Genomic DNA, 10,874 nt, shown 5'->3' with positions numbered 1-10,874 from the left:
GCCCCCGCCTCCGCCTCCCCGGCCTCCCCGGGGCGGCGGCTTCGGCGGCATGGGTGGAGGCAGTTTTGGCGGCGGCTTTGGCCGTGGAGGTTTCGGCGGCGGCGGCTTCGGAGGAGGCGGCTTTGGCGGCGGCGGCTTCGGCGGTATGGGCGGCGGTTCCAGCCATGGCGGCGGCGGTGGCCGCGGCCGCTGACCTGCGATCCAAAAGACAGAAAAAGGCCCTGGCGCTGCATCGAGCGCCGGGGCCTTTTTGGTTTGCCGGGATTATTTGGTGCCGTAGATGCGGTCGCCTGCGTCGCCCAGACCGGGCACGATGTAGCCCTTCTGGTCGAGGCACTCATCCAGAGCGCCCAGGTAGATCTGGACGTCGGGGTGGGCGGTGCGCAGCGCTTCCACGCCCTCGGGGGCGCCGATCAGGCCGATGAACTTGATGTGCTTGGCGCCCCGCTTCTTGATCATGGTGATGGCGTCCACGGCGCTGCCGCCGGTGGCCAGCATGGGGTCCAGGACCAGCACGTCCCGCTCGTCGATGTCGGAGGGCAGTTTGCAGAAATATTCCACGGGCTGCAGGGTCTCCTCGTTGCGGTACAGGCCGATGAAGCCCACCTTGGCGGCGGGGATCAGGGTCAGCATACCGTCCAGCATGCCCATGCCGGCCCGCAGGATGGGTACCAGGGCCAGTTTGCGACCGGCCAGGACCTTGGTCTTGGCCATGGTGATGGGGGTCTCGATCTGGACCTCCTCCAGGGGCAGATCCCGGGTGGCCTCGTAGCACAGCAGGGTGGCGATCTCGCCCACCAGGTCACGGAACTCCTTGGTACCGGTCTGCTTGTTGCGCAGCAGGCTGATCTTGTGCTGCAGCAGGGGGTGCTCAACGATCATGGGGTTCATAACTACACGCTCCTTTGAAGGTTTTGATACTGGGTCAGCGCTGCTCCAGCGCCATCAGCTTCTCGATCCGTCCGGTGTGCCGTCCGCCCTCAAAGGGGGTGGCCAGGAACAGGTCCACCAGCTGGCAGGCCAGGCCGGGACCCACCACACGGCCGCCCATGCACAGGGCGTTGGCGTCGTTGTGGCGGCGGGTATACTCGCAGCTGAAGCTGTCCGAGCAGCAGCAGGCGCGGATGCCCTTGATCTTGTTGGCGGCCATGCTGATGCCCACGCCGGTGCCGCAGAACAACAGGGCTTTGTCGCACCGGCCCGAGACGACGGCGTCGCAGGCGGGCACCGCCATGTCGGGATAGTCCACGCTGGCGGTGCTGTGGGTGCCAAAATCGATGTAGGGGATGCCGGCCTCCTCCAGATGGGCGCGGACGGCTTCCTTCAGTTCAAAGCCGCCATGGTCGGCGGCCAACGCGATGGGTTTTGCCATGAAGATACCTCACTCACTCTTTTCGGTTTGGGCGGCCAGACGCTCTGCGCGTTCCCGTTCGGCCTGGCTCAGCCGGTGATAGTCGGGCAGCAGGGCCTCGGGGGAGACGGCCAGGCCGGCATCGGCCATCCGCCGTGCAGCCAGGGCCACTCCCACGGCGCGCCCGCCCCGCAGCGCGGGGGGTATGGGCAGGACGCCTTCCACCTCACTGTACATATTATAGCACAGATAGGCCCCATCACCAACAAAAAACAGGGGCTTTTTGCAGCTTTTTACAAAATCCTCCAGCGAGGCGGCGGCCCGGGCCTCGTCCTCCAGCAGACGGGCGTGAGTGGCAAGGTCGAAGGCGGCGGCGTACACCTGCCCCCGCCGGGCGTCCAGGGCGCACAGCACCGTCCCTGTGCCGACGTGGCTGGCGGCCAGGGCTTCCAGGGTGGAGACGGGCGCGCAGGGGACGCTGCCGGGGAAGGCCAGCCCTTTGACGGCAGCCAGTCCGATCCGCAGCCCGGTAAAGCTGCCCGGCCCCGCATTGACCCCGTACAGGCCGATGTCGGCGCAGGTGAGGCCGCAGGTGCGCAGGGCGGTGTCGATCATAGGCAGCAGGGTCTCGCTGTGGGTCAGCCCCCCGTCCAGATAGACCTCGTACAGAAGGCGGTCATCCCGCATCAGGGCCACGCCGGCGGTCTTGCCCGCCGTATCGACGCCAAGGACGATCATAGCTGCACCCCCTCGATGGTGATCCTGCGGGTGGTGGGGTCCACCGTCCGGATGTCCACCCGGATGGGATCTTCCTGGTCCAGCAGGGAAGCCAGGTTCTCGCTCCATTCGGCGGCCACCACCGCTCCCTGGTCCAGATAGTCGTAAAAACCGGCGGCGGCCAGGTCGTTTTCGGTGTGGATGCGGTAGAGGTCGAAGTGGGCCATGGGCCTTGGCCCGCGGTAATAGTTGACGATGGCAAAGGTGGGGCTGCTGACCGGGTCGGTGCAGCCCAAGCCCTCGGCCAGGCCGCGGCAGAACGCAGTCTTGCCGGCCCCCAGCCCGCCGGTAAAGGCGATCAGCGCCCCGTCCGGCACGGCGGCGGCCAGGCGGCGGCCCAGCGCCGCAGTCTCCTCAGGGGAGCGGGTGATAAATTCAGCCATGATAATACCTCAAACAGACAGGAAATGCGGCAGGGGAACCACCCTGCCGCATTCAGTATAGTATAAATCGGAAAAAAGTGCAATCGGGTCACGCCGCTTCGGATTCCTCGATGGTGTACAGGGTGGCGGTGTCGTTGCCGTGTACCAGGGCAAAGGAGGCGTAGCGGTGGGGCGTGGTGCCGCCCTGGGACAGATACCAGTAGATATCGTCGGGGCCGTAGGTGGCCGCCGCCGCGTCCACGGCCTGCAAAATGTTTTTGCCCATGATCAGCTGGTTGACGGTGCCCCACAGCATACTGCGGGAATAGATGGCGTAGACGTTGTTCACAAAGCCGGCCACGGCGCTGGCCCCGCCGTCCAGCAGGGCGGTGGACATGGACAGGTCGATGACGTTGCCGGTGCCAAAGAACTCGCAGGCCTCCGAAAAGATCATGGTGCCGTTGAGCTGGCCGCCGCGGTAAGCCGATTCAAAGAAGCTGGGGGTGATGCAGTAAACGCCGTTCACCTTGATGACCCGGTGGGTCAGCAGGTCGAAGCCGTAGCGCAGATCGTCCCAGAACGAGGACTCCTCCCGCAGCACCAGGATGGGGGAGGTGTGTACCTGCTTGAACAGCCACCCGGTGGTGTAGGAATAGTAGGCCCCGTGGGTGCTGATGATGCACAGGTCGTAGTCATCCATATGGCGCAGGTCGGACACCGTGACGTCGTTGTCGATGGTGGTGGAAAGGCCCCAGCCGTTCCAGTACTCCTGCATGGTGGTGTAGTAGGGGTAGCGGTTGGAATCCACCGTGTCATCAAAGGCATAGTAGACGATCGCGTTGCCCAGGGGCATCACATCGTTGGTCTGGTCCAGGGGATTGAAGGCCAGCTCCTCGGGGACGGTGAGGGGGAGCTGGACCAGTTCCTCGTCCTCGTCCTCCCAGTCGGTCAGCAGGATGCCTCCCAGCACCCCGCAGTCGTAGGTGAAGGAATACAGATTGTTCTCCTGGTCGTAGCGGACCGAATCGGCCTGGATGAGGCCCTGACTGGCCAGCTGGTCCAGCTGTTCCTGAGCGGCGGCCTGCCGCTGCTGCAGGTCCATGGCGTCATAGGCGCTGCTGTTGACCAGTGCTTCCACCGCCGCATCGGCCTGGGCCATCTGGGCGGCATCGGCGCGGGACAGCGTTGCCTGGGTGTTGTCGGTGGATGCGTCCCCGGCGGCCAGGGCCGCAGGGCTGGCCAGGGCCAGCGCCAGTGTGAGGGCGCAGACGGCGCAGAGGGTGCGCCGCAAGAGGTGCGAACGGTTCAGATCCATTGTTTATCCTCCCAATATAAGGCTGGGCCGGCGGCCCGTCGCCTGCTTTCATTGTAGGAGCACGGGGCGGCTTTGTCAAGAATCTGCATTTCATCTTGGCCCGTTTTTGCAAAGCTGTCACAGATCGGCGCCCCGTCCCGCTTGAACGGGAGGGAAAAATGCGGTATACTGATTTGAAACCGCCCCGCATCGGGGCGTTCTGCGAGAGAAAGGTGGTGCTTTTGTGCTGGAAAGCGTTCGTGTATATGCCAAGCGGACCGACAAGATCTATCTGCTGCTGTGCCTGTTCAGCAGCGCCATGGCCGTGCTGATGCTGGCCTCGTGGGCGGCGGAGCAGGGCGGGGGGCTGGCGGTGGATGAGATCACCGGCCAGGTGACCGGCATCGGGGACTTCCGCCGGGCTTTGGTGCAGGCCGGCGCCGCCGGGATCGGGGTGCTGATCGCCCTGGCCCTGTCCACGGTGGATTACCGCAGCCTGGTCAAGATATGGCCGGTGCACGTGATCTTTACCTGGGGGCTGGTGCTGCCCACCCTGGTGATCCACAATCTGGATCTGGGGCCGCTGACCATCGGCTACAACGCCGGCGACACCGACAACTATTCATGGTACAGGCTGGGAGGCTTCACCTTCCAGCCCACCGAGCTGGCCAAGATCAGCTTTATCCTGACCTTTGCCATGCACCTCAACAACGTCCGCAGCAGGATCAATGAGCCCAAAGAGCTGGCCAAGCTTCTGCTGCACCTGATGACGCCCATCCTGCTCATCCACATCCAGGGCGACGACGGCACCGCCATCATCTACGGCATCATCGGCTGCTGCATGATGTTCACGGCGGGGCTGAGCTGGAAATATATCATCGGGGCCCTGGCCGCAGGCATCACGGCGGTATCGGCGGCCTTCATGTTCCTCAGCGACAGCATTGGCAAGAGCTACCAGTGGTACCGCATCCTGGCCGTGATCGACCCCAAGAACGAGACGGGCTGGGCCCCCAGCGAGGACGTATGGAGGAACATCGTCTACCAGCAGGACCGGGGCGAAGTGGCCCTGGGCTCGGGCAGGATCTTTGGCAACGGGATGTTCAGCGGGGACTATTACAGCGTGCCCAACGCCCACAACGACTTCATTTTCAGCTGGGTGGGCAACGCCCTGGGCTTTGTGGGGTGCATGGTGGTGCTGGGGGTGCTGATCGCCCTGGTGATCCGCACCTTTGCGGTGGGCGCCCGCAGCGAGGATCTGCTGGGCAGCTTCATCTGCGCGGGCGTAGGGGGCGCGCTGCTGGCCCAGATCGCCGTCAACGTGGGAATGAATCTGCGGGTGCTGCCGGTCATCGGCGTCACCCTGCCCTTCTATTCGGCGGGCGGCAGTTCGGTGCTCATGCTGTATATCTGTGTGGGGCTGGTGCTGTCGGTGCATATGCACAACAAAAAGAAACTGTTCGGATAAGACCGGATGCAAAAAGGCAGGCAAGAAACGCATCTTGCCTGCCTTTTATCATTCGTTCCTCTGGAAAAAAGAATATACGTCGAGTTGAACGCTGCTTCGTTTTTACTTGGCGGCCGCAAAAGCGGCGGCTTCCCGGACCCAGCCCATCAGCTCGTCGTCGATCTCCTCCGGGCCGGCCACCACGATGTGGTGGGTCCAGCGGCCGGGATAGGGCTCGGTGGCCACCGCAATGCGGGGACTCTCCACCTTGCGGGCCAGCCCCACCGTCACCACGATGTAGCAGGGGGGCAGCTGGGCCTTTTTCCGCACCCGGACATAGGACACGCAGGCAAACAGATGCTTGTTGTAAAAGGTAATCTGGCTTTTCTGCACCTTGATGCGCACATCCGGGATCTCGGCGAGGATGCGCGCCTCCAGCGCCTCGTAGAGAGGCGCCGCGTCCGGGTGCTTTTGCAGTTCGAAAAATTGCAGGACGTTCACATCCATAAGATCTCCTCCTTGCCGGCTCATGACTTGCGCAGGATCTTCTCCATCGGCTTGCCCTTGGCCAGCTCGTCCACCAGCTTGTCCAGGTAGCGGATCTCCTGCATCAGGGGCTCCTGGATCTCCTCCACCCGAACCCCGCAGACCACCCCCGTGACCAGAGTGCGCGCAGGGTTGAGGGCCGGGGCCTGCCGGAAAAAGTCCCCGTAGGTGACCCCGTCCGCCGCGGCCTGGGCGATCTGCTCCGGGGTATAGCCGGTCAGCCAGCTGGTCACCTCGTCCACCTCGCCGGGGGTGCGGCCTTTTTTCACCGCCTTGCTTACCAGCAGGGGGTAGACCTTGGAAAAAAGCATCCCATATACTTTGTCGTTGCTCATAGCATACATTCTCCCCTTTGGAAAAGATACAGGGCCGTTGACCGGCGACCTCCATCTATACAATACCATACGGCGCTGCGAAAAACAAGCCGCAGCGCAAAAAGCCCGGAGCCTGCTTGGAACAGGTTCCGGGCTTTCGCCATAAGGGGAAAAAGAGGGAGGTCAGCCGGGGTAGCGGTCGGTCATCAGCAGCTCCTCGGCGCGGCGGACCTGCTCGTCGGTCGGGGGGACGGCGTCCGCCAGAGAATAGGGGATGCCCAGCTTCTGCCACTTGAACAGGCCCAGAGTGTGGTACGGCAATACCTCCACCCGCTGGACGGTGGGCAGGCTGGCAATGAACTGCCCGGTCTGGCGCAGGCCCTCCTCATCGTCGGTGAGGCCGGGCACCAGTACATGGCGGACCCAGAGGGGCACGCCCCGCCCGGCAATGTACCGGGCCATGGCCAGGATGTTCTCGTTGGTCCGGCCGGTCAGCCGGCGGTGCTTTTCGGGGTCGATCTCTTTCAGGTCCAGGATCACCAGGCTGGTCACGTCCATCAGCTGGTCAAAGGCGGCCAGATACGCCGGGTCGTCGGGCCGAAAGGGCTCGCCCGCCGTATCGATGGCGGTGTGCACCTTTTTGGCCCGGGCCAGGCGGAAAAACCGGGTCAGGAACTCCATCTGGAGCAGCGGTTCCCCGCCGCTGACCGTGATGCCGCCCTTTTTGCCCCAGTAGTTGCGGTAGCGCCAGACGTGCTGGAACAGGCTCTCAGCGGTCCATTTCTGGCCGCCCCCGCAGGCCCAGGTCTCGGGGTTGTGGCAGTAGCGGCAGCGCAGGTTGCAGCCCTGCAGAAAGACCACAAAGCGCACCCCCGGCCCGTCCACCGAGCCAAAGCTCTCCAGGGAGTGGACCAGCCCCTCGGGATTACAGCCGGCCATGGCAGGTGCGGCTGATGACGTCCATCTGCTGCTCGCGGGTCAGGTCGATGAACTTGACGGCGTAGCCCGACACCCGGATGGTGAAGTTGGCGTACTCCTCCTTCTCGGGGTGCTCCATGGCGTCGATCAGCTTCTCTTTGCCAAAGACGTTGACGTTCAGGTGGTGGGCGCCCTGATCAAAGTAGCCGTCCATCACCTGCACCAGGTTCTCCACCCGCTCGCCTTCGCTGTGGCCCAGAGCGTCGGGGTTGATGGTCTGGGTGTTGGAGATGCCGTCCAGGGCCCAGTGATAGGGGAGCTTGGCCACCGAGTTGAGAGAGGCCAGCAGGCCGTTCTGCTCGGCGCCGTAGCTGGGATTGGCGCCCGGTGCAAAGGGGGTGTAGGCCGGGCGGCCGTCGGGCAGAGCGCCGGTGTACTTGCCATAGACCACGTTGGAGGTGATGGTCAGGATGGAGGTGGTGGCCTCGGAATGGCGGTAGGTGTGGCGCTTCTTGATCATCTCCAGGAAGGTGCGCAGCAGCCACACGCCGATGTCGTCGGCGCGGTCGTCGTCGTTGCCGTACTTGGGGAAGTCGCCCTCGATGGCGTAATCCACCACCAGACCGCTGTCGTCCCGGATGGCCTTGACCTTGGCGTACTTGATGGCGCTGAGGGAGTCGATGACGTGGGAGAAGCCTGCAATGCCGGTGGCAAAGGTGCGGCGCACGTCGGTGTCGATCAGGGCCATCTCAGCTTCTTCATAGTAGTACTTGTCGTGCATATACTGGATCAGGTTGAGCACGTTGACATAGAGGCCGGCCAGCCAGTCCAGCATCTGGACATACTTGGGCAGCACCTCGTCGTAGTTGAGGTACTCGCTGGTGATGGGGGCGTAATTCGGGCCGACCTGCTCGTGGTTCTTTTCGTCCACGCCGCCGTTGATGGCGTACAGCAGGCACTTGGCCAGGTTAGCCCGTGCACCGAAGAACTGCATCTCCTTGCCGGTCTGGGTGGCGGACACACAGCAGCAGATGGAGTAGTCGTCGCCCCACACCGGCTTCATCACGTCGTCGTTCTCATACTGCACCGAGCTGGTGTCGATGGAGACCTTGGCGGCGTACTTCTTGAAGGTCTCGGGCAGGTGGGAGGAGTACAGGACGGTGAGGTTGGGTTCGGGGGCGGGGCCCATATTCTCGAGGGTGTGCAGGAAGCGGAAGCAGGTCTTGGTGACCATGCTGCGGCCGTCCATCCCGATGCCGGCCACTTCCAGGGTGGCCCACACCGGGTCGCCCGAGAACAGCTGGTTGTAGCTGGGGATGCGGGCAAACTTGACCATGCGGAACTTCATCACCATGTGGTCGATCAGCTCCTGGGCCTGGCTCTCGGTGAGGGTGCCGTTGTCCAGATCCCGCTGGATGTAGATATCCAGGAAGGTGGAGATGCGGCCCACGCTCATGGCGGCGCCGTTCTGGGTCTTGATGGCGGCCAGGTAGCCGAAGTAGAGCCACTGGCAGGCTTCCTTGGCGTTGCGGGCGGGCTGGGAGATGTCATAGCCGTAGAGCTCGGCCATCTTCTTCATACCCTTCAGGGCACCGATCTGCCGGGCGATCTCCTCCCGCAGGCGGATCACGTCGTCGGTCATGGTGCCGTCGCCGCAGTTGTTGAAGTCGTTCTGCTTGGCCTCGATCAGGTAGTCGATGCCGTACAGGGCCACCCGGCGGTAGTCGCCCACGATGCGGCCGCGGCCATAGGTGTCGGGCAGGCCGGTGATGATGTGGCTGTGGCGGGCCCGCTTCATCTCGGGGGTGTAGGCGTCAAAGACGGCCTGGTTGTGGGTGCGGGTGTATTCGGTAAAGATCTTGTGCAGCTCGGCGCTGGGCTGATAGCCGTAGGTGGTGCAGGCCTGCTCCGCCATCTTGATGCCGCCGTAGGGCATGAACGCCCGCTTGAGGGGCTTGTCGGTCTGCAGGCCCACGATCTGCTCCAGATCCTTCAGCTGTTCGTCGATGTAGCCGGGGCCATAGGCGGTCAGGCCGCTGACCACGCTGGTCTCCATGTCCAGCACGCCGCCCTTGGCGCGCTCTTCCTTTTGCAGCTTCTGCAATGCGCCCCAGAGCTTGTTGGTGGCCCCGGTGGGGCCTGCCAGGAAGCTCTCATCCCCGTCGTAGGGGGTATAGTTTTTCTGGATGAAGTCCCTTACGTTGACTTCTTCCTTCCAGATGCGGCCTTCAAAACCTTCCCACTGGGCATAATCCTTCATGCGGTTACCTCCTTGTTGGTTGGGTAAAAACAGAGAAGTTAGATAAAGCTAACTACTTTGAACAATAGAAAGGGCACTACCATCGGGCAGCCCCTTCCGACGACGGCATCGCCGCCCGGCAAAGCCAGCCCGCAGCACTGCGGACCCTTGCCTTACTTATCATAGCATGAAACCCGGAAAAATCAAGAGGAAAGTACTAGGATTTCCCGACCTTTGCGAAAAGTTGTTACTTTGCACAAAGGGGGGCGAAAGGGCCTTCTGGGTTTGTGCCAAACGGTCAGGATGAAAGTTTTGCCCATTTTTTTGCAAATAGGGGTTGACAGATACCCACAAGTATGGTATGCTGTTGATGCGCCGAGGTTAGAAAAAACTAACCAAGGACGCACCAGAATGGGCGCAACGGCGCGCCCAGCGATACGAGAACTCCTCCATTCCATTCTCTCTTTTCTCCGGGGTCAGGCGGTTTTGGTTTGCGCCGCCTGCCCCAAACGGCAGAACAAAAAGCGGGTCATCCGGTCTGACCAACCGGGTGCCCGCCTTTTTGTTTTATGCGGCGGCCTGTTTGCCCCTGGCCCACCGCCTTTGGATGAAGAAGAACCCCACGCAGCTGACCGCAAAGGTGAAGTAGTAGGTGGCCGCGCGGTACAGCAGCAGCACCGACATGGCGCCGCTCTGCCCCAGAAAGCCGGTGAACACCAGATAGAAGGAGGCTTCCACCGAGCCCATGCCCCCCACGTTGGGCAGGGCGTTGGACAGCAGCATCATCAGGGCGGCCAGGGTCTGGGCCTGCCAGAACGTCAGGGGGCCAAGGTCCATAAAAGCCGTGCCCAGCCAGACGATGGCGTACATCAGGGCCAGCTTGGCCACCTGCAGCAGGAACATCTGGATGCACAGCTTCCGGTCGGCCAGCAAAGAACGGCTCTCGGCGGCCAGGCCGTCCAGCTGGCGGGTCCAGCTTTGGCGGCGGACCTGCCACTTACCGGTGTCGGGCAGGCGGCCCAAAGCCCAATAGGCCGCCCTTTGGACGGTGCGGCTGGTACAGACCAGGACCAGTGCCAGGATGATGGCCGCCACCATCAGGCAGGCGGGCAGCAGATAGCGCATCATCCCCGCCGCGTCGGCGGCCAGCAGCCACCGCCCGTTCAGGGCCAGCAGCAGGACGGCGTACACCATCACCGCCCCTTTGTGGAACACATATTGCAGGGTCATCAGGCCCATGCCGGGGACGGCGGGCAGTCCGCTGAGGCTGATATCATAGCCCTGCATGGGCAGGGTGCCCGCTCCAAAGGTGACCACATTCCCGAAGGCGCCCAGAAAGGCCAGGTCCAGCCCGCGCCGGAACGAGAATCCCGGCACCCTGCTGGCCAGGACCCGCTGGCTGATCACCCCTTCGATGAGCGGGTAGGTGAGGGCGAGGGCCAGCAGCAGGCCCAGCTGGGCCGGGCTGAGCTTGCCGATGGCCTGCCGGATCTCGGGCAGATGGTCCTGGAAGATCAGGAACATCAGGCCGGTGAGGAGGAGAAGGGTCAGGACCGACAGCAGGCTGCGCCGAAACGAGAGTCCGCCCGAAGGCTGTCCCTGGTCTGTGTGCTGTGTCAAAGGGAGTAC

Annotated in this window: 12 protein-coding genes; 2 read left to right on the top strand and 10 right to left on the bottom strand. The window is 63.3% G+C overall.

Annotation, left to right across the window (positions count from 1 at the left end):
- On the top strand, positions 1-193 hold a 193-nt coding region (locus B5E66_RS11330; RefSeq protein ID WP_206393092.1), incomplete at its 5' end, for a hypothetical protein.
- 71 nt (positions 194-264) lie between these two features.
- Here B5E66_RS11330 and upp read toward each other — a convergent pair.
- The 5 genes from upp to B5E66_RS11305 all read right to left on the bottom strand — a co-directional run bounded on the left by upp (position 265) and on the right by B5E66_RS11305 (position 3,805).
- On the bottom strand, positions 265-891 hold the full coding sequence (gene upp, locus B5E66_RS11325) for a uracil phosphoribosyltransferase (RefSeq protein WP_087233081.1): 627 nt from the start codon (positions 889-891) through the stop codon (positions 265-267).
- A 34-nt stretch (positions 892-925) separates the two neighbouring features.
- Positions 926-1,372 carry a ribose 5-phosphate isomerase B gene (gene rpiB, locus B5E66_RS11320; RefSeq protein WP_087233078.1) on the bottom strand — a complete coding sequence of 149 codons (447 nt, stop codon included), beginning with the start codon at positions 1,370-1,372 and terminating at the stop codon, positions 926-928.
- A gap of 9 nt (positions 1,373-1,381) precedes the next feature.
- Positions 1,382-2,089 carry a tRNA (adenosine(37)-N6)-threonylcarbamoyltransferase complex dimerization subunit type 1 TsaB gene (tsaB, locus tag B5E66_RS11315; protein WP_087233075.1) on the bottom strand — a complete coding sequence of 236 codons (708 nt, stop codon included), beginning with the start codon at positions 2,087-2,089 and terminating at the stop codon, positions 1,382-1,384.
- Positions 2,086-2,511: a tRNA (adenosine(37)-N6)-threonylcarbamoyltransferase complex ATPase subunit type 1 TsaE gene (gene tsaE / locus B5E66_RS11310; protein WP_087233072.1), complete on the bottom strand. Its 426-nt coding sequence runs from the start codon at positions 2,509-2,511 to the stop codon at positions 2,086-2,088. The genes tsaB and tsaE overlap by 4 nt, the downstream gene beginning before the upstream one ends.
- A gap of 88 nt (positions 2,512-2,599) precedes the next feature.
- On the bottom strand, positions 2,600-3,805 hold the full coding sequence (locus B5E66_RS11305; RefSeq protein WP_242958170.1) for a hypothetical protein: 1,206 nt from the start codon (positions 3,803-3,805) through the stop codon (positions 2,600-2,602).
- A 223-nt stretch (positions 3,806-4,028) separates the two neighbouring features.
- On the opposite strand from B5E66_RS11305, the gene B5E66_RS11300 reads away from it, so the two are divergent.
- A complete protein-coding gene (locus tag B5E66_RS11300) occupies positions 4,029-5,249 on the top strand; it encodes an FtsW/RodA/SpoVE family cell cycle protein (protein WP_242958169.1) in 1,221 nt (406 codons plus the stop codon).
- A 102-nt stretch (positions 5,250-5,351) separates the two neighbouring features.
- Here the strand turns inward: B5E66_RS11300 and B5E66_RS11295 are convergent, their stop codons facing one another.
- From B5E66_RS11295 to B5E66_RS11275, 5 genes are all read right to left on the bottom strand, one after another.
- Positions 5,352-5,735, bottom strand: coding sequence for a DUF5655 domain-containing protein (locus tag B5E66_RS11295; protein WP_087233069.1), 384 nt, complete (start codon positions 5,733-5,735; stop codon positions 5,352-5,354).
- 20 nt (positions 5,736-5,755) lie between these two features.
- The gene (locus B5E66_RS11290; protein ID WP_087233066.1) at positions 5,756-6,109 is read right to left on the bottom strand and encodes a DUF2200 domain-containing protein; all 354 of its coding nucleotides are present in this window, start codon (positions 6,107-6,109) and stop codon (positions 5,756-5,758) included.
- 162 nt (positions 6,110-6,271) lie between these two features.
- Positions 6,272-7,027 carry a pyruvate formate-lyase-activating protein gene (pflA, locus tag B5E66_RS11285; protein ID WP_087233063.1) on the bottom strand — a complete coding sequence of 252 codons (756 nt, stop codon included), beginning with the start codon at positions 7,025-7,027 and terminating at the stop codon, positions 6,272-6,274.
- On the bottom strand, positions 7,014-9,266 hold the full coding sequence (gene pflB, locus B5E66_RS11280; RefSeq protein ID WP_087233060.1) for a formate C-acetyltransferase: 2,253 nt from the start codon (positions 9,264-9,266) through the stop codon (positions 7,014-7,016). Before pflB ends, pflA begins: the two co-directional genes overlap by 14 nt.
- 546 nt (positions 9,267-9,812) lie before the next feature.
- Positions 9,813-10,865 carry a lysylphosphatidylglycerol synthase transmembrane domain-containing protein gene (locus B5E66_RS11275; protein ID WP_242958168.1) on the bottom strand — a complete coding sequence of 351 codons (1,053 nt, stop codon included), beginning with the start codon at positions 10,863-10,865 and terminating at the stop codon, positions 9,813-9,815.
- Positions 10,866-10,874 lie beyond the last annotated feature (9 nt).

This window comes from Faecalibacterium sp. An121, assembly GCF_002160915.1.
GTDB classification, from domain to species: Bacteria; Bacillota; Clostridia; order Oscillospirales; family Ruminococcaceae; genus Faecalibacterium; species Faecalibacterium avium.
Note: the sequence above shows the minus strand (reverse complement) of the source record. Positions and strands in the feature narration are given on the sequence as shown.

Coding starts and splice junctions, on each gene's coding strand:
- upp (WP_087233081.1), bottom strand. CDS start 891: ATGAACCCCATGATCGTTGAGCACCCCCTGCTGCAGCACAAGATCAGC.
- rpiB (WP_087233078.1), bottom strand. CDS start 1,372: ATGGCAAAACCCATCGCGTTGGCCGCCGACCATGGCGGCTTTGAACTG.
- tsaB (WP_087233075.1), bottom strand. CDS start 2,089: ATGATCGTCCTTGGCGTCGATACGGCGGGCAAGACCGCCGGCGTGGCC.
- tsaE (WP_087233072.1), bottom strand. CDS start 2,511: ATGGCTGAATTTATCACCCGCTCCCCTGAGGAGACTGCGGCGCTGGGC.
- B5E66_RS11305 (WP_242958170.1), bottom strand. CDS start 3,805: ATGGATCTGAACCGTTCGCACCTCTTGCGGCGCACCCTCTGCGCCGTC.
- B5E66_RS11295 (WP_087233069.1), bottom strand. CDS start 5,735: ATGGATGTGAACGTCCTGCAATTTTTCGAACTGCAAAAGCACCCGGAC.
- B5E66_RS11290 (WP_087233066.1), bottom strand. CDS start 6,109: ATGAGCAACGACAAAGTATATGGGATGCTTTTTTCCAAGGTCTACCCC.
- pflA (WP_087233063.1), bottom strand. CDS start 7,027: ATGGCCGGCTGTAATCCCGAGGGGCTGGTCCACTCCCTGGAGAGCTTT.
- pflB (WP_087233060.1), bottom strand. CDS start 9,266: ATGAAGGATTATGCCCAGTGGGAAGGTTTTGAAGGCCGCATCTGGAAG.